The organism is Eudoraea sp., from assembly GCF_039969275.1.
GTDB lineage: Bacteria > Bacteroidota > Bacteroidia > Flavobacteriales > Flavobacteriaceae > Eudoraea.
Genome location: NZ_JBDVOC010000003.1, coordinates 1 through 16,267 on the forward strand (window position 1 = coordinate 1; position 16,267 = coordinate 16,267).

Annotated in this window: 17 protein-coding genes and 1 rRNA gene; 8 read left to right on the forward strand and 10 right to left on the reverse strand. The window is 35.7% G+C overall.

All coding sequences use genetic code 11. The features are described 5' to 3' along the window. The 4 genes from rrf to ABJH90_RS00870 form a co-directional block, all read left to right on the forward strand. Positions 1 to 98: ribosomal RNA gene (gene rrf / locus ABJH90_RS00855) — 5S ribosomal RNA — on the forward strand; the annotation flags it as partial. 178 nt (positions 99 to 276) lie between these two features. Next, on the forward strand, positions 277 to 1,599 hold the full coding sequence (locus tag ABJH90_RS00860) for a hypothetical protein (RefSeq protein WP_348141679.1): 1,323 nt from the start codon (positions 277 to 279) through the stop codon (positions 1,597 to 1,599). Between the two features lie 48 nt (positions 1,600 to 1,647). Next, on the forward strand, positions 1,648 to 2,967 hold the full coding sequence (locus ABJH90_RS00865; protein WP_348141680.1) for an amidohydrolase family protein: 1,320 nt from the start codon (positions 1,648 to 1,650) through the stop codon (positions 2,965 to 2,967). Continuing rightward, positions 2,967 to 3,593, forward strand: a complete 627-nt coding sequence (locus ABJH90_RS00870) for a hemolysin III family protein (RefSeq protein ID WP_348141681.1) — start codon at positions 2,967 to 2,969, stop codon at positions 3,591 to 3,593. Before ABJH90_RS00865 ends, ABJH90_RS00870 begins: the two co-directional genes overlap by 1 nt. Here ABJH90_RS00870 and ABJH90_RS00875 read toward each other — a convergent pair. Further along, the gene (locus ABJH90_RS00875) at positions 3,590 to 4,261 is read right to left on the reverse strand and encodes a ZIP family metal transporter (RefSeq protein WP_348141682.1); all 672 of its coding nucleotides are present in this window, start codon (positions 4,259 to 4,261) and stop codon (positions 3,590 to 3,592) included. The genes ABJH90_RS00870 and ABJH90_RS00875 overlap by 4 nt on opposite strands. A gap of 83 nt (positions 4,262 to 4,344) precedes the next feature. Here ABJH90_RS00875 and ABJH90_RS00880 point away from each other — a divergent pair, with 83 nt between their 5' ends. Next, a complete protein-coding gene (locus ABJH90_RS00880) occupies positions 4,345 to 5,511 on the forward strand; it encodes a THUMP domain-containing protein (RefSeq protein ID WP_348141683.1) in 1,167 nt (388 codons plus the stop codon). Between the two features lie 67 nt (positions 5,512 to 5,578). Here ABJH90_RS00880 and ABJH90_RS00885 read toward each other — a convergent pair whose 3' ends face one another. From ABJH90_RS00885 to rlmD, 3 genes are read right to left on the reverse strand one after another with little or no spacing between them, the layout of a single operon-like run. Then, positions 5,579 to 6,364, reverse strand: a complete 786-nt coding sequence (locus ABJH90_RS00885; protein ID WP_348141684.1) for a DUF6048 family protein — start codon at positions 6,362 to 6,364, stop codon at positions 5,579 to 5,581. Then, entirely contained in the window at positions 6,345 to 6,848 is a 504-nt protein-coding gene (locus ABJH90_RS00890; RefSeq protein ID WP_348141685.1) for a DUF6452 family protein, read from the reverse strand. Before ABJH90_RS00890 ends, ABJH90_RS00885 begins: the two co-directional genes overlap by 20 nt. 41 nt (positions 6,849 to 6,889) lie before the next feature. Further along, positions 6,890 to 8,305 carry a 23S rRNA (uracil(1939)-C(5))-methyltransferase RlmD gene (gene rlmD, locus ABJH90_RS00895; RefSeq protein WP_348141686.1) on the reverse strand — a complete coding sequence of 472 codons (1,416 nt, stop codon included), beginning with the start codon at positions 8,303 to 8,305 and terminating at the stop codon, positions 6,890 to 6,892. A 119-nt stretch (positions 8,306 to 8,424) separates the two neighbouring features. Here rlmD and ABJH90_RS00900 point away from each other — a divergent pair, with 119 nt between their 5' ends. The 3 genes from ABJH90_RS00900 to rocD all read left to right on the forward strand — a co-directional run bounded on the left by ABJH90_RS00900 (position 8,425) and on the right by rocD (position 10,757). After that, positions 8,425 to 8,973, forward strand: a complete 549-nt coding sequence (locus tag ABJH90_RS00900; RefSeq protein ID WP_348141687.1) for an RNA polymerase sigma factor — start codon at positions 8,425 to 8,427, stop codon at positions 8,971 to 8,973. After that, positions 8,966 to 9,349: a DUF6768 family protein gene (locus ABJH90_RS00905; RefSeq protein ID WP_348141688.1), complete on the forward strand. Its 384-nt coding sequence runs from the start codon at positions 8,966 to 8,968 to the stop codon at positions 9,347 to 9,349. Before ABJH90_RS00900 ends, ABJH90_RS00905 begins: the two co-directional genes overlap by 8 nt. A gap of 121 nt (positions 9,350 to 9,470) precedes the next feature. Beyond that, complete coding sequence (rocD, locus tag ABJH90_RS00910) at positions 9,471 to 10,757, forward strand: ornithine--oxo-acid transaminase (RefSeq protein ID WP_348141689.1); 1,287 nt, start codon at positions 9,471 to 9,473, stop codon at positions 10,755 to 10,757. 74 nt (positions 10,758 to 10,831) lie between these two features. Here the strand turns inward: rocD and rplS are convergent, their stop codons facing one another. The 6 genes from rplS to ABJH90_RS00940 form a co-directional block, all read right to left on the reverse strand. Next, positions 10,832 to 11,182 carry a 50S ribosomal protein L19 gene (rplS, locus tag ABJH90_RS00915; RefSeq protein WP_348141690.1) on the reverse strand — a complete coding sequence of 117 codons (351 nt, stop codon included), beginning with the start codon at positions 11,180 to 11,182 and terminating at the stop codon, positions 10,832 to 10,834. Positions 11,183 to 11,318: 136 nt separating this feature from the next. After that, complete coding sequence (gene trmD, locus ABJH90_RS00920; RefSeq protein ID WP_348141691.1) at positions 11,319 to 11,996, reverse strand: tRNA (guanosine(37)-N1)-methyltransferase TrmD; 678 nt, start codon at positions 11,994 to 11,996, stop codon at positions 11,319 to 11,321. A 30-nt stretch (positions 11,997 to 12,026) separates the two neighbouring features. Further along, positions 12,027 to 12,470 carry a GNAT family N-acetyltransferase gene (locus tag ABJH90_RS00925; protein ID WP_348141692.1) on the reverse strand — a complete coding sequence of 148 codons (444 nt, stop codon included), beginning with the start codon at positions 12,468 to 12,470 and terminating at the stop codon, positions 12,027 to 12,029. Between the two features lie 40 nt (positions 12,471 to 12,510). Next, positions 12,511 to 13,131, reverse strand: coding sequence for a tRNA (guanine-N1)-methyltransferase (locus ABJH90_RS00930; RefSeq protein WP_348141693.1), 621 nt, complete (start codon positions 13,129 to 13,131; stop codon positions 12,511 to 12,513). Between the two features lie 140 nt (positions 13,132 to 13,271). Beyond that, entirely contained in the window at positions 13,272 to 14,720 is a 1,449-nt protein-coding gene (locus ABJH90_RS00935) for a glyceraldehyde-3-phosphate dehydrogenase (RefSeq protein WP_348141694.1), read from the reverse strand. A 120-nt stretch (positions 14,721 to 14,840) separates the two neighbouring features. After that, positions 14,841 to 16,238: a trypsin-like peptidase domain-containing protein gene (locus ABJH90_RS00940; RefSeq protein ID WP_348141695.1), complete on the reverse strand. Its 1,398-nt coding sequence runs from the start codon at positions 16,236 to 16,238 to the stop codon at positions 14,841 to 14,843. Positions 16,239 to 16,267 lie beyond the last annotated feature (29 nt).

Sequence of the window (16,267 nt, forward strand, 5' to 3'; positions counted from 1 at the left end):
CGACGGGGTCCACCCCTTTCCATACCGAACAGGGAAGTTAAGCCCGTCTGCGCCGATGGTACTGCCGTAACTGGTGGGAGAGTAGGCCGCCGCCTTCTTTGAAAGCACTTATCATGTATTTGATAAGTGCTTTTTTTTTGACCTACTTGAAAGGATCTGACACAAATAAACTGAAATTAATGGATTTGGCTATCTAACAACATAAAAATCATTCGAGTCCCATACTTTTTTTAGAAATTGTTTTCAGTTATATTTATAAGGAGAACCTTAATATCTATGAATAACAATCCTCAAGATAAGAAATTCAAAGAATGGCTGGATATTCTTCAACAAGAAAGCTGGCAATTGGAATTGATTATTTCCGGTTTTGCCATCTATGGACTGTTTATGATTATAGAACCTATTGAATTAGCCGGTCTTGAAGCTCAAAATGAGCAGAATATATATCGGGTATTTCTAACCAAAGGCCTATTAATATCCTGGTATATTCTTACTATAAATCTTATAGCCCACGTAATTCTACGTGGATTGTGGATAGGGGCCATAGGTCTTCGATACGTCTCCGGGGATATTGAATATGATATATTAAAATACAGCCCAAAATTTACTAAACACCTGATAAAAAGGGTTGGTTCTTTTGATAATTATGTCGCTACACTAGAAAAATACTGCAGTGTTATTTTTTCAATAACTTTTTTACTGGTATTTTATTTAATAGGCTTGGTCTCAATAGGACTTATTTTTGCACTTTTAGGTCTCCTTGTGGCTAAAGAAACAACACCGGATTGGGTACGTTATTGGATAGCTACACCTGCAATTGTTTTGACTGCCATTGGCACACTCCTTACTTTTATTGACTTTGTAACTCAGGGTTGGCTTAAAAAGAAGAAATGGACAACCTCATTTTACTATCCCGTCTATTGGATATTTAAATATATTACCTTTTCATTCCTTTATCGTCCAATGGTTTATAATTTCTTGGATAATAAGTTTGGGAAACGTTTAAGTTTAGTTCTTATCCCACTAATTGTACTTATATCTATTCTTGCGGCCACCCAGTTTAGTACATCAAACTATCTGGAAAAAGAAATGGATTCATCTTCTTTTGCAGCTAGCACCAAAAATTATAATGATCTCATCAGTCTGAACAATTCTTTTGCTGACCGTGCTACTATTCCTTCCAAAGTAATTCAAACATCGTTCCTAAATGTTTTTGTGATTTATGGCCGGTCTATTGAAGATGATGTGTTTTTTTTTAATAAGGATCTGAAACCTGAGGAAGACAGACGAGGCATATATTCGCCTGTATTTTCGGAAGGTACCATTCCCTGGTCCGAGGGTGGAAAACGAATACATGAGTACATGGAAGAAATTGAAGATATGTATACACTTAGTGTTGACAGCATTCAATTTAAACCCAAATTTGTAGTTACCAAAAATTTCCAAAATCAACTGGGATTTGAAACCTTTGTTGATATCAGATCAGTTCCACAGGGAAAACACATTCTAAATGTTTCCAGGAAAGACCATGATAATGACAGTATATATTTGAGAAAAATAATTGAAATTCCATTTTGGTATTATCCGGAAAATAAATAAACAATTACAATGTTTAGAATAAATTTTTTTGTTAAAAATCGATTCATTATGTCTATAATACTCATAAGTGGGTTTATAGGGTTTGGTCAAAACACCAAAGTTAAAGCCTTGGTGGGTGGAACCCTGGTAGATGGGTTCGGTTCTGATCCAATAAAAAACAGTGTTATCATCATTGAAGGTCAAAAAATAAAGACCGTAGGATCAAAGGGTAACATTACCATACCCGCCGATGCAGAAATTATTTCTACAGAAGGAATGACAGTACTTCCTGGCCTATGGGATATGCATGTCCATACTATGATCAATGGCCACGCGGACTATGCCTATTGGGATAAAACATATCCTCCACTTTTTAGAGATGTTATTATGCCATCTTCGGCCCATCAATTGCTCATGGCTGGCGTTACTAGTGCGAGGGATCTAGGTGCCCCTCTTGAAGAAAGCATAGCGGTAAGAGACGCGATTAATAACGGAGAAATCCCGGGTGCCACTCTTTATGTTTCGGGGCCGTTTATACAGAATAAACCTTATCCGGGAACAGAAGATTTTAGATGGGGAGTGGACAACCCTGAGGATGGAAGAAAAAAAATACGAAAGTTAGCCGACGCAGGAGTAGATGTTATCAAACTAATTGATCAGGACCAAATGACCATGGAAGAACTCAGAGCCGTGGTAGATGAAGCCCATAAAAACAATTTAAAAGTTGTGGCACATGGGCACAGACCGGAAGAAATTAGAAGAGGACTAGAGGTAGGTGTGGATTGTTTTGAACATACGGGTTTGTCTTCCGCACCAAAATACCCAGATGATGTTATGGAAATGATTAAAGAGAGAACAGCCCAAATGAATATGGGTCCCCTCTTCTGGTGCCCAACAGTTGAAGGTCTTTATAATTATGAATATGTCCGGGATAATCCTGAAAAACTGGATAATGATTCCTGGCACCTCGGGTTACCGGATAGCATAATTGCGGATATTAAGAGAAGTATATCTCATCCGGATAGACTTCCCTATTATCAATTGACACCTTCCAGAAAGCCCACATTAAAAACTAAAATTAACCAATTGCTCGATGCAGGTGTTGTTCTTCTCGTTGGTACTGATAGTGGTATACCAATGAAATTTCATAGTCAATCTACCTGGAATGAATTAGATGTTTGGGTTAATGAATTTGGAATAGACCCTAAATATGCGATTAGATCTGCAACATACTGGCCGGCCTTATGGATGGGCGTCGCCGATGAAGTAGGGACGATAACTCCAGGTAAATATGCAGACATCATTGCCGTTGATGGCGACGTTTTGAGATATATTAGTTTATTGCAAGACGTAGATATGGTTATAAAGCGCGGAAAACGCTATAAATAGTGAATTTAGATTATCACAAAGAAGAAAAGCTAAATGCTCTATCCCATAGTATTGGGATTTTACTTGGTATAGTTGGATTCTATTTGCTTTTAAAGTTTGATACCCAAAAAACCCAGTATTCAACCATTTCCTTAGTTGTTTATAGTATCTCCATAATCCTCTTGTTCCTGGCATCAACACTTTATCATTATGTTTCTACCCAATCAATAAAGCTAAACCTCAGGGTTTTGGATCACATATGTATATATTATTTAATAGCCGGTACTTATACCCCGGTAGCCCTAATAACTTTGGAGGAAGGGAATGGATGGTTAATTTTTTATACTATTTGGGGCATTGCTATAGCAGGTACCATACTCAAGCTATTTTTTACAGGAAAATTTGAGGTATTGTCTCTAATACTATATCTTTTTATGGGTTGGTTGATAGTTTTTGACCTTCAAAACCTGCTTTCAAATACTTCCAAAACAGGCCTCTATTTACTTATGCTGGGAGGGTTTTTTTATACAACAGGTATTTTTTTCTATGCTTTTAAACGTCTGCCGTATAATCATCTTATTTGGCATTTCTTGGTACTAGGTGGCGCCATAAGTCATTGGCTGTATATTGCCTTGGCAGTAATCTAGAGAAAATATGCTATCGCTGTTCCAAGAACAATGGCCGTTAACTTTCTGATATTGAATGTATGACCTTCCGAGCTTTCGAAAAGGATAACAGTAGAAATATGGAGAAATACACCTATAACCAATGCTGTAATTGGAGCGCTATAATCTGAGATAAAATCAAACTTTGAGGCTGCATAACTTCCTAGCGGGGTCATTATAGAAAAAAATACCATAAACAATGACCCATAAAAAATATTAATTTTGGAACCCACGAGAAAGATACTTAGAATAACGGCTATTGGTATTTTGTGTACCAAAATGCCATATATTATATCATTGTTCTGGTTTATAGGAATACCTTCTAAGAATGCATGAACACAAAGACTTATAAAAAGTAACCAGGGAAAATTACTTTCTTCGCTATTAAGATGTACATGACCATGTTCCGCACCTTTCGAAAAGAACTCTAAAAAAATCTGGAGGAGAATCCCAAGCATTATAAATATCCCAATTACCTTAGGATCAGCAACTTTATAGACTCCCGGTAAAAGTTCAAAAAGTGTAAGTGCTAATAAAAATGATCCACTGAATGCCAGTAATAAGCGCAGACCTTCTTTCTTTTTAGGTCTTGTAAGGACCACAAACCCAAAACTTAAAAGAACAGCAAAGATCAGTAAAATATAAGTCATGTTTAATTTAAAATGGTATTAGGTTTACTGAAAAACAATGTGGATAAAAATAATGTATTTTTGTGGCATTCTTTAAATGTACTATGGGTAATAATTTTAAAATGGTTGCCAAGACCATGTTTGGTTTTGAGGAAATACTTGCAAAGGAATTACGTAACCTGGGAGCCGTAAATGTTCTTGAAGGTGTAAGGATGGTTTCTTTTGAAGGCGATACCGGCTTTATGTATAAGGCTAATTTATGCCTTCGTACTGCTATAAAGATATTAAAACCTATTCATTCGTTCTATGTAAAAGATGAAACAGATCTCTATAAGAAGATATATGCTATGGATTGGTCCAAATACCTTAATCCGGAAATAACTTTTGCCATCGATGCTACGGTTAATTCGGAAAATTTTACACATTCATTATATGTCTCACAAAAAACAAAGGATGCCATTGTAGATAAATTTCGAAATACAGTTGGTAAGCGACCCAATGTGGATATTAAATTTCCGGAATTACGAATAAATATACACATCCAAATGAACCAGTGTAATGTTTCCCTTGACACTTCGGGTCGCTCATTGCATCAAAGAGGTTACAGAACAGCAACCAACATTGCTCCAATCAATGAAGTTTTAGCAGCCGGACTTCTTCTTTTAAGTGGATGGGATGGACAGTCACATTTTTTAGATCCGATGTGCGGCAGTGGTACATTCTTAACAGAAGCTGCAATGATTGCATGCAACATACCGGCAAATATAAATCGCAAGGAATTTGCATTTGAAAAATGGCAAGATTTTGACAGTGAACTTTATGAGAAAATAGTTGAAAGTAGCCTTAATAAAACAAGGGAGTTTCATTATAAAATCACTGGTTATGATAAAGCGCCATCAGCAGTACAAAAAGCAATTGATAATGTAGAGAACGCCAATCTCTCAGAATATATTTCTGTTGAACGTAAAAATTTCTTTGAATCGGAAAAATTCACAGAAAACCATTTGCATATAGTGTTTAATCCACCTTATGGAGAGCGATTGAATATTGAGATGGAAGAATTTTATGGGAATATTGGGGATACTTTGAAGCAAAATTATCCCGGAACAGACGCATGGTTCATTACATCTAATCTTGAAGCTTTAAAGTTTGTTGGGCTTCGTCCTTCACGTAAAATAAAAGTATTTAACAGTCATTTGGAATCGCGCCTTGTGAAATATGTTATGTACAAGGGTAGTAAAAAAGCTAAATACAACAATCAGTTCAAGTAAATAAATCCTGAGTTCAAAGCTTTGGCGCTTAAGTATTTTGGTTAAAAAGGGATCTGGAAAATTTGAACTATTCTTCCGGAGGGCTTTCATTCTTCTTTTTATTTTCCTTTTTGCTATATAAGGGGATGAAGTAAGAAATAGAGTAATTATAACCTACTCCAAATTTACTATTATCATTTACTTTACTGAAACCGGGAATCCATAAGTTTGGGAAGAAATCAGCTTCTTTATTTGTAAATAAATAAGAGAGTCTAACACTGGCGCCAAGGTATAAATTAGCAACTAGTTCAACTTTTATTCCTAAAAGAAGTTCTAGCCAGGTAGCAGTTAAACCGCTGAATTCTTCAGAGGAACCAGAACCAGGAGCAAATGTAGTAGGATTCCAATACCTATTACTGTCATAAATTGTATAATTATTTAATGTCTGGCTAAAAGAGCTACCTGCATATCTGGCGCCGAAAATTATCGCATTGGTCATCCCGTACCAATTCTCATAGGTGTTAAAATCAACTCCAAGCTTTACATAACTTCCAGAGGTGGTATAGTTATACAACTCAACTCTATTAATATCATCTATATTTTCAAGAGATTCAAAACTGGTTTTTTTTTCATTACCAAACTCAGCTGCAATGTAAAGTTTATTGGTAATACGATAGTCCGCAACGAATTCCAGGCCTGAATAATCACTATCGAAAAGTGCTCTTATTGGTTTACTTAAATCAACACCAATACGCAGTCCATAACGCTGACCAAATCTTGTTGAATCCCGGGAACCAATTTGCAAAGAATCTTTCTGCGCTTGACTTAGAAAGAAGCTAAAAAGAAAAAAAACACTAATGAAATATCTTAACATGGGCGCTGTCTTGCTGTTGTATTAAAGGCGAAACTATTTCGATATTTTGGATCCAATTTTCACTGTCTGAAGAAAGTAGTTCGCCTAAGTCATCATAATTTGCAATATAACCACAGGCCCTCGAAATAAAGATTTCCAGTGTATTATAGTCAAATGTGAGGGTATCATTGTTACCTGTTTCCAAGTCATCTTCATCAGCTGAATCAGATATCAATATAAACCCGGTGTTGGCTTCATTTATTCTTAAAGGCAGTGAAATTGAGTCTAAAGAAGTTCTATCGGCAATTGTATTAACTGTGGAGGATTGACCTAAACCAATAACTCTTAAACTGGGTACGGCTTTTAATTCACTCGGATTTTCACTATCATAAAATCGAATGATTAGCAGAGGCGTATTGCCATCCACGCAGATATCGTCTTTTTCACAGGCTATAATGGAAATAATTACTATTAGAACAAATAGGAGAATCCTTTTTTTTTCCATACCTAGTTAGCAAATTTATTACGCATATCAGACTTTCTTTATCAATGGAAGCGTTTTTCCAAAAGTACAACATTTTCTACGTGATGCGTTTGTGGAAACATGTCTACCGGCTGTATTTTTTTTATTTGATATACTTCTTTCATAAGTTCCAGATCCCGTGCTTGCGTTGCACTATTACAACTCACATATACAACTTTATCTGGTGAAATTTCAAGAATTTGCCTTACAACATCTTTATGCATCCCATCTCGTGGCGGATCTGTTATCACAACGTCCGGTCTTCCGTGAAAGGCCACAAACTCATCATTAAATATGTTTTTCATATCTCCTGAGAAAAAAGTAACATTGTTAATGTTATTCTCCTGAGCATCGGCTTCGGCCGCTAAAATAGCTTCTGGTATTGCCTCGATTCCGACAACTTTCTTAGCTTCAGCGGCAATGAATTGAGCTATAGTACCTATTCCTGTATAAAGGTCATAAACCAGTTCCGTTTTATTTAAATCAGCTAATTCTCTAACTACTTTATAAAGTTCGTAGGCTTGTTGAGAATTGGTCTGGTAAAACGACTTTGCATTGATCTTAAATTTAAGACCCTCCATTTGTTCGGAGATAAATTCTTCGCCGTAATGGCAATGTATTTCCTGATCATAAATTGTGTCATTCCCCTTGCGGTTAATAACGTATAATAATGAGTTAATTTGTGGAAATTTATTCTTAAGGTGATTTAACAATCCGTTTCGTTTGTTCTCGTCATAGTCATAGAATTGAATTAGCACCATAATTTCTTTAGTAGACGACGTTCTTATCATTAGTGTTCGCAAAAGCCCCTTTTGATTTCTGGGATTAAAAAAACTAAGCTCATTTTCCTGAGCATATTTCTTTATTTCCAGGCGTATGTCATTTGAAGGATCTGATTGTAAATGACATTTTTTAATATCAAGTATCTTATCCCACATACCCGGGATATGAAATCCAATAGCATTTTTATCTGTTATTTGATTTTTTGAATTGATTTCTTCCTGGGTTAGCCATCTGCTGTCAGAAAACGAGAATTCCATTTTATTCCGGTAAAAATACTTTTGATCAGACCCAATTATTGGTGAAATTTCAGGAATTTCCAGATGGCCTATTCGTCTTAAATTGTTTTCAACTTCTTTTTGTTTGTAATACAATTGGTGCTGGTAACCCATATGTTGCCATTTGCATCCTCCACAAACACCAAAATGTTCACATACGGGTTCTGTGCGTTTATCAGACAAGGTGTGAAATTTAGTGGCAACACCCTCAAAATAAGCCTTTCTTTTTTTAGTGGTTTGAATATCAACAACATCGCCTGGCACAGCATTGGAGATGAAGATAACTCTGCCATCTGGCGCTTTACCGATGGTTTTTCCTTTAGCACCTGCATCTATAACGGCTACATTCTCAAAAATTTGCCTGGTTCTGCTTTTCCTCATGCGGCAAAAATACTATTTACCGCGAATCTTTAATCTTATCTTTAAGAGGAATTGGATAAAAAAAGTCAAAAATAATTGAACCTTTTCCAAATTAATCGGTCTCTATTGTAAGAAAGGATATGGGAAACGCTAAAAAAATATTCGAAGGATTGTTGGTTTTACAATATCGATCAGGGAATAAGAAAGCATTTACTTTATTAGTAAAACGATATAATTCCAAAATGTGTAACCACGCCTATTGGTTCACTTATGATAAAGACATGGCTAAAGATATTGTTCAGGACAGCTGGGGGATAATTATCAAAAAGCTACCCTACCTAAAAAAGCCTAACAGTTTTGGTAGTTGGGCGATGCAGATAGTCACCAGAAAATCCATTGATTATTTAAACAAAAATCATAGAAATAGAGAAAAATTAAAGGATTACCATAATGAACCGAAAGTAGATAATAATTTAGATCATAAAGAATCTGATCTGGTAAAAGTTTATGAGGCAATTAAGGGATTGCCTCAAGATCAACAAGTTGTTCTTCGTTTGTTTTATTTGGAAGAGTACTCCCTTAAGGAAATCAGTGATATTTTAGACAAATCAGAAGGGACGGTAAAATCAAGACTATACCATGCCCGTGAAAAATTAAAGACAATTTTAAAAAACAGAAATCATGAATAAGAAGACAGAAAAAATTGACGATTTAATCAAAGAGACTTTATCTAAAGAAGAGGCTGCCTTTTACGATGAGTTGGAAGAACAAAATCTGATAGGTAAAATTGGGGAAGTTTATAGGGGAAAATTAGGATGGTTAGCAGCCATTATGAATGTAGTTCACTTGCTAATGTTTATGGCATTCGTTTATTGTATAGTTCAGTTTTTTAGTACAGATAACACTAATGAACTTATAAAATGGGCATCTGCCGGTTTTTTGAGTATGATAGCTATGGGAATGCTTAAGTTATTTGTTTGGATGCAAATGGACAAGAATGATATTCTTCGCGAACTCAAACGATTAGAACTACAAATAGCAACCCTTAGCAGGATTGAAAAATAAAGAAGGAGAAGCAAAGCTCATTTCATAAATAGCGGCATAATTTGTATTTTAGCGCCTCCGCATAGGATGATTTCTCTCCCAAAGAAGGAATAGCTAAGGTTTTATTTAAATTGTCAGGAAAATGTCAGTATTAGAAAAGATATCTTCCCAGGATGCTATAGCATTGGAAGCTAAATACGGAGCACAAAATTATCATCCATTACCTGTGGTTCTAAACAGGGGTGAGGGAGTTTATGTATGGGATGTAGAAGGTAACAAATATTATGATTTTTTATCCGCATATTCAGCTGTTAATCAAGGGCACTGCCATCCACATATTATTTCTGCATTAAAAGAACAAGCTGAAAAATTAACGCTTACTTCCAGAGCATTTTATAATGACATGCTGGGTAAATACGAAAAATATGTCACCGAATACTTTGGTTTTGATCGTGTTTTACCAATGAATACGGGAGCTGAAGCGGTAGAAACCGCAATGAAACTAGCTAGAAAATGGGGATATGAAAAAAAAGGGATTCATGCGAATCAGGCAAAAATAATTGTTTGCCAAAATAATTTTCATGGTCGTACTATTTCTATTATTTCGGCCTCCAATGATCCAATAGCTACTGAGAATTTTGGTCCCTTTACTCCAGGAATTTTCTCAATCAGATATAATGATATAAATGCACTAGGTGAGGCCTTGGAGGATAAGAATGTTGCCGCATTTATGGTTGAACCAATACAAGGTGAAGCGGGTGTTTATGTTCCAGAGGAGGACTATCTAAAGGAGGCGTATAATCTATGCAGGCAAAATAATGTTTTGTTTGTTGCGGATGAAGTGCAGACTGGGGTTGCCAGAACCGGCCGATTACTAGCTTCTTGCGGTAATTGTTCCTGTACTGATATGTTATGTAGTGGAACCCCAGAGGTGAAACCTGATATATTGATTTTAGGAAAAGCTTTGTCCGGAGGTGTTTTCCCTGTATCAGCTGTTCTTGCCAATAATGATATCATGGATGTAATCCGACCTGGCAATCACGGTTCTACCTTTGGAGGAAACCCTTTGGCCTGCGCTGTTGCAATTGCTGCCTTGGAAGTGGTCAAAAACGAAAATCTAGCTGAAAATGCCTTTTACCTTGGAAAATTATTTCGGTCTGAAATGAGAAAATTAATTGAAAAAAGCGCACTTGTAATGCTGGTACGAGGCAAAGGGCTTTTAAATGCGATCGTGATTAATGACGAGGAAGACAGCTCAACTGCCTGGGAAATATGCTTAGCATTGAAAGAAAATGGGTTACTTGCAAAACCTACCCATGGAAATATCATTCGTTTTGCACCTCCATTGGTCATGACAGAAGACCAACTCTTAGACTGTGTTTCTATTATTTCTAAAACTATCTTGGCTTTTGAGAAAGAAAACGGTTAAATAGATTTATTAATGTTTGGACAATAAAAAACCCTGATATATTTATCAGGGTTTTTTATTCTGTGTACTTCTTCTTAGGAACGAATTTCTTTGATCCTGGCTTTTTTGCCCGTAAGACCTCTAAAGTAAAAAATACGAGCTCTCCGCACTTTACCTTTTTTGTTAATCTCAACTTTCTGCAAAGCCGGCATGTTTACAGGAAATATTCTTTCCACACCAACCGTGCCCGACATTTTACGAATTGTAAATGTTTCTGTTGCACCAGATCCTCTTCTTTGTATTACTACCCCTTTAAAAAACTGTGTACGTGTTTTTTCACCTTCCTTTATTTCGTAATAAACGGTAATTGTATCACCCGGAGTGAATTGTGGAAATTCTTTTTTTGGAACAAATTCGTTTTCAACAAATGATATTAAGGATTCCATTGATTTTTATTTTAATTAAGTCAAAACCAACATTCACGGACTTCGTCAGAGGTTAATTTCAAATCGAATGCAAAAATAGTCTTTAAATTATTACTTACAAGATATTTTTGGCAATTTTTCTTCGGAATCAAAAGTTTTACTCTTCCAATAAATCAGGTCTGAGCTTTATGGTCCTTTTCATTGCTTGGTCTTCCCGCCATTTTTCAATTTCAGGAAAGTTACCGCCTAATAAAATATCAGGAACTTTTAGACCTTTATATTCTCTGGGTCTGGTATAGACAGGTGGGGCCAATAAATTGTCCTGAAAAGTATCCGTTAGGGCAGAGGTTTCATCATTAAGCACCCCCGGAAGCAAACGAATAATAGAATCACAAAGCACAGCTGCGCCCAATTCACCTCCCGATAATACGTAATCTCCAATAGATATCTCCCTCGTGATTAAAGTTTCTCTAACTCTTTGATCAACTCCTTTATAATGACCACAGAGAATAATAATGTTTTTTAATAAAGACAGACCATTTGACACTTTTTGATTTAAAGTCTCACCATCAGGGGTCATATAAATAATCTCATCGTAATGTCGCTCTTTTTTAAGAGCACTGATACATTTATCAATAGGTTCAATCATTAATACCATACCTGCGCCACCCCCAAATTGGTAATCATCTACTTGATTATAGCTTTTATCCGTATAATCCCTTAAGTTATGTAGGTGAACTTTGACCAGCTTTTTTTCTATTGCACGCTTCAATATAGAGGCCTCAAAAGGGCTTTTTAATAATTCTGGTAAGACGGTAATAATATCTATTCGCATAAGAGTTATTCTTGTTCTATTTTAATGGACCTATTTATCTTCCCAAAAATAATAAAGAGAGGAGGTGTTTTTTTCCCAACCCAGGCGTTCATATAATTTTTGCGCAGGATTGTTTATTGCAGTTTCCAGAGCTAATCCTTTATAATCTAACAATTTGCAATAATCTTTGGCAGTGTTCAATAATTCTTCGCCAATACCTTTTTCCCGAAATTCCTTATATACATACAAATCGTTTAAAACAAATATTGGTTTAAGACTTACGGAGGAAAAAGAAGAATATAATTGGGTAAAACCTGCTGGAGAACCGTTATAAAATGCTACAAAGATCGTAGAATCCTTATTCTTTATTCTGGCTTCCAAAAATCTTCGGGCCCCCTGTTCATCTGAACTCTGGTCGTAGAAAATTCTGTATTTATCCAAAAGTGGAATCAATATTGGGAGATGTTCTTCTTTCGCCTGAATAATATTGATCATGATGCATTATGCTAAAAAAAGCTCCCATTAGGAGCTTTTTTTATTTTGATTTTCTGTATTTATTTATTTCGTCCTGGAGTTGCCTGCTTATCCTTTGTTCTCTTTCCAATGCCCTGCGCCTGTGGTCCTCGTATTCAGTTTCCAACTCGCTTAAATTGGCCTTTGCCTCCTGAGTTAAGATATTGCTTGTTCGAAACTTATAAACAAACAAAAAGAATAACAGGAGCAAGCCAATTATTACAGTCCACAGAATGACATTATAAGTAGCTTTGGAAACCTGAGCACCTAATAAGGACATACTGTCTTTCTCATTGCTTACGGTTGTAAGGCTATCAGTTGTTTCTTTTAATTTGCTATTAAGGGAACTAATAGTGGCTTCGTGGTTACTAATAGTATTTTTTAGTTCGATTGCCTTTTTATTTGAGGCATTTACAGAATCAAGAACATTTTTCTTGAGTTTATCGAGGTTGATAATTCGAACCACCTCATATCTTTTTCCTTCGGCATTATAGTTGCCAGATTTTTTGTATAAATATTCAAATTGACTTTCTATAGAACCACTATCTAAAGACAATTCTTCCTGCTGGGCACTCTGTTGTGCAAAGTGTAGGTTACAAGTCAGGAAGGCGATTACAATATAAAATTTGCTAAAACCTTTCATTAAAATAATTCTAAGTATTAATATATGATTTAGAGAGGGAACTAAAGTACTCTAATATTATTAATTAATAAAAAAAAAATCGACTATCATGAATTATTACCGAAAAACCTGAAAGCTGCAATAACTGATGAAATAGCCCATTAATAATACGTAAATCGTCTCACTTTTGCTATATATTTTGCTAATCTGATTACCTGATGTGAATACCCAAATTCATTATCGTACCATACATATAGCACAATATTTTTACCATCAGCGGATACTATAGTTGCGTTACTGTCATAAATAGAAGGTGCGGCGGTGCCAACAATATCTGTCGAAACCAGTTCATTACTTAGTGAATATTTAATTTGCTCCACCAAATCACCTTCCAAAGCATACTTTTTTATTATGGTATTTAGGGCATCTTCCGATGTTCTATTTTTAATCTCCAGGTTGAGTATAGCCAATGAACCGTTCGGAACAGGAACTCTTATTGCATTTGATGTTATTTTACCTTTCAGTGACGGTAGTGCTTTTTCCACGGCACTTCCTGCCCCTGTTTCTGTTATTACCATATTTAGTGCAGCTGCTCTTCCCCTTCTGTATTTACCGTGTAAATTATCAACCAAGTTTTGATCGTTAGTATAGGCATGGATGGTTTCTAAATGTCCTTTTTTTATCCCCAGTGAATCATCAACAACCTTTAATATTGGAGTAATGGCATTGGTTGTGCATGAGGCAGCGGAGTAAATGTCGGTAGTATCCGGATCAAAATCATATTGATTAACACCATGTACAATATTTGGTATTTCTTTGCCAGGGGCGGTCAGAAGAATTTTGCTGACCCCTGATGCGTTCAAATGTCTTTCCAAAGATTTTTTATCCCTGAAGGCGCCCGAATTATCAATAATAAGAGCATTGTTAATTCCGTATTTGGTATAGTCTATTTTTTCAGGCTTATCAGAATTAATAATATGAACTGTAGTACCATTAATAATTAATGCCTTCTTAGCAATATCATAATCTACGGTTCCTGTAAATTGACCATGAACAGAATCTGTTTTCAACAACGTAGCCCTTTTTTCCAGAATTCCCTCTGTTAATTCTCCCCTTGTAACTATTGCCCTGAGCCTTAGCTGATTGCCTTTGCCTGTTTTAGCCATAAGTTCTCTTGCTATAAGCCTGCCAATTCTGCCAAAACCGTAAAGCACTACATCCTTAGGTTTAATTTCTTTGGAGTTCTTAGCATCTTTTAATTTATCAAGGATAAATGTCTTAACGTCATGATAATTGTTATTATCTGAGTGGAACTCGTAGGTAAGCTTTCCGATATCTATCTTGGATGGGGGTAAATTAATATCATTAATTGCGCCTAATAATTCTACTGAATCAAAGATAGAAATCGGTTTTTGTACAAATTCACCTGCGTATTCATGAAGTTTAATTATATCACTAACGTTTTTATCAATCACCTGGTTCTTAAAAAGCACCACTTCAATGGCTTTATCATACCATAGATCATTTATAATTTTGATGAATTCCGTTGTGGCTTTCCTTCTATCGGCCTGGAAAGCAAGCTCTTTTTCATAAGATTTGATTGGGCTCATCTATTTTATGTTGTTTGATTTGAGGGCAAAATTATTGAATTCTAATCGGATCACATAAGGAAAAGATAAATAAAAAAGCACTCTAAAGAGAGTGCTTTTTATAGATTAAAAATAATTTCTTTATTGAAAGACTATTCGTTCTTTCTCTCCATTTTTATCGATAAGTGTTATTACCGTTTTGTCATATCTTGAGATAGCGCCAAAGATGTTTTTTGCTTCATAAATATCATTTATCTTCTCTTTATCAATTTCCAAAATCACTTTTCCATTTAGTCCATATCCCCTGTAGGTCTCGGGTACCCCCGTAATCTTTACACCAAAACTTGTATTAAAGATTTCTTTGTCATTTTCTGACAAGTTTTTAACTCGGAGCCCCATAACCGGAACAATAATGGATTGCCTTTCTTTTAGTTCAACCGGTATTACCATATCTTCTCCATTTCGGGCAATTGTAACTTTAATTCTATCTCCGGGTCTTTTGGTGGATACATAACCAGTTAAATCTGCAAATTTCCGTACTTTAATATTATCTACCATCTTTATAATATCTCCTGACCTCAAATTAGCGTCATCTGCACCTGAGTCCTCTTCCACACCATCAATATATACACCATCAATTTCATTTATCCCATTATTCACTGCATAGACGGTACTAAGACGTGGAGAAGTTATACCAAGTATTCCTTTCTGAACGTTTCCATATTCCATTATGTCTTCAACTACCTTTTTGGCAATATTACTTGGAACTGCAAAGGAATAGCCAACATAGGAACCGGTTTGTGAAGTAATGGCAGTGTTTATGCCTATTAGATCACCATTTGTATTTACTAATGCACCACCGCTGTTGCCAGGATTAACTGCCGCATCTGTTTGAATAAATGATTGATCCCGAACAGGATCAAGATTTCTGGCTTTGGCACTTACTATTCCTGCTGTTACGGTTGATGTTAGATTAAACGGATTACCAACGGCTAACACCCATTGTCCAATTTTAGCTTCATCAGAATCACCAAAAGCAAGATAGGGGAGGTTCTCATTCACATCAATTTTAAGTAATGCAATATCGGTATTAGGATCGGATCCGATAATTTCCGCCTCATAAGTCTTATTATTGTTTAACGTAATTCTAATCTCATTAGCCTTGGCAATCACATGATTATTAGTTACAATATATCCATCGGGGGAAATAATAACCCCGGAACCGGTTCCTACCTGGGGAATTTGACGACTTTCAGATCCATAGAAAAAATCTAACAAGCTTCCCGGACTGCTATTTAAAGTAAGGTTTTTAACATGCACAACTGCGTTAATGGTATTTTCTGCAGCAATGGTGAAATCAACTTCATTAATACCATTTCCTTTGTAAGATGCTGGTCTGTTACTAGTAGTTAGTAATGGCATCTCCGAATTGTCCGTAACTACGGCATAATTTGTTTTTTCAAAAAACATCTTATAGGAAATAAGGGTAATTGCCCCGGCAAAAACAGCAACTAATAATAGGCTTCCAATTCTTTTCATAAATAAAAGTTTTTTTAAATTGCCTAGTA

Excerpts from the sequence above, each read along its gene's own strand:
- ABJH90_RS00865 (WP_348141680.1), top strand. The coding sequence starts at position 1,648 with ATGTCTATAATACTCATAAGTGGGTTTATAGGGTTTGGTCAAAACACC.
- ABJH90_RS00890 (WP_348141685.1), bottom strand. The coding sequence starts at position 6,848 with ATGGAAAAAAAAAGGATTCTCCTATTTGTTCTAATAGTAATTATTTCC.
- trmD (WP_348141691.1), bottom strand. The coding sequence starts at position 11,996 with ATGCGAATAGATATTATTACCGTCTTACCAGAATTATTAAAAAGCCCT.
- rplS (WP_348141690.1), bottom strand. The coding sequence starts at position 11,182 with ATGGAATCCTTAATATCATTTGTTGAAAACGAATTTGTTCCAAAAAAA.
- ABJH90_RS00925 (WP_348141692.1), bottom strand. The coding sequence starts at position 12,470 with ATGATCAATATTATTCAGGCGAAAGAAGAACATCTCCCAATATTGATT.
- ABJH90_RS00880 (WP_348141683.1), top strand. The coding sequence starts at position 4,345 with ATGGGTAATAATTTTAAAATGGTTGCCAAGACCATGTTTGGTTTTGAG.
- ABJH90_RS00930 (WP_348141693.1), bottom strand. The coding sequence starts at position 13,131 with ATGAAAGGTTTTAGCAAATTTTATATTGTAATCGCCTTCCTGACTTGT.
- ABJH90_RS00900 (WP_348141687.1), top strand. The coding sequence starts at position 8,425 with ATGGGAAACGCTAAAAAAATATTCGAAGGATTGTTGGTTTTACAATAT.
- ABJH90_RS00860 (WP_348141679.1), top strand. The coding sequence starts at position 277 with ATGAATAACAATCCTCAAGATAAGAAATTCAAAGAATGGCTGGATATT.
- ABJH90_RS00905 (WP_348141688.1), top strand. The coding sequence starts at position 8,966 with ATGAATAAGAAGACAGAAAAAATTGACGATTTAATCAAAGAGACTTTA.
- ABJH90_RS00885 (WP_348141684.1), bottom strand. The coding sequence starts at position 6,364 with ATGTTAAGATATTTCATTAGTGTTTTTTTTCTTTTTAGCTTCTTTCTA.
- ABJH90_RS00935 (WP_348141694.1), bottom strand. The coding sequence starts at position 14,720 with ATGAGCCCAATCAAATCTTATGAAAAAGAGCTTGCTTTCCAGGCCGAT.
- ABJH90_RS00940 (WP_348141695.1), bottom strand. The coding sequence starts at position 16,238 with ATGAAAAGAATTGGAAGCCTATTATTAGTTGCTGTTTTTGCCGGGGCA.
- ABJH90_RS00875 (WP_348141682.1), bottom strand. The coding sequence starts at position 4,261 with ATGACTTATATTTTACTGATCTTTGCTGTTCTTTTAAGTTTTGGGTTT.
- rlmD (WP_348141686.1), bottom strand. The coding sequence starts at position 8,305 with ATGAGGAAAAGCAGAACCAGGCAAATTTTTGAGAATGTAGCCGTTATA.
- rocD (WP_348141689.1), top strand. The coding sequence starts at position 9,471 with ATGTCAGTATTAGAAAAGATATCTTCCCAGGATGCTATAGCATTGGAA.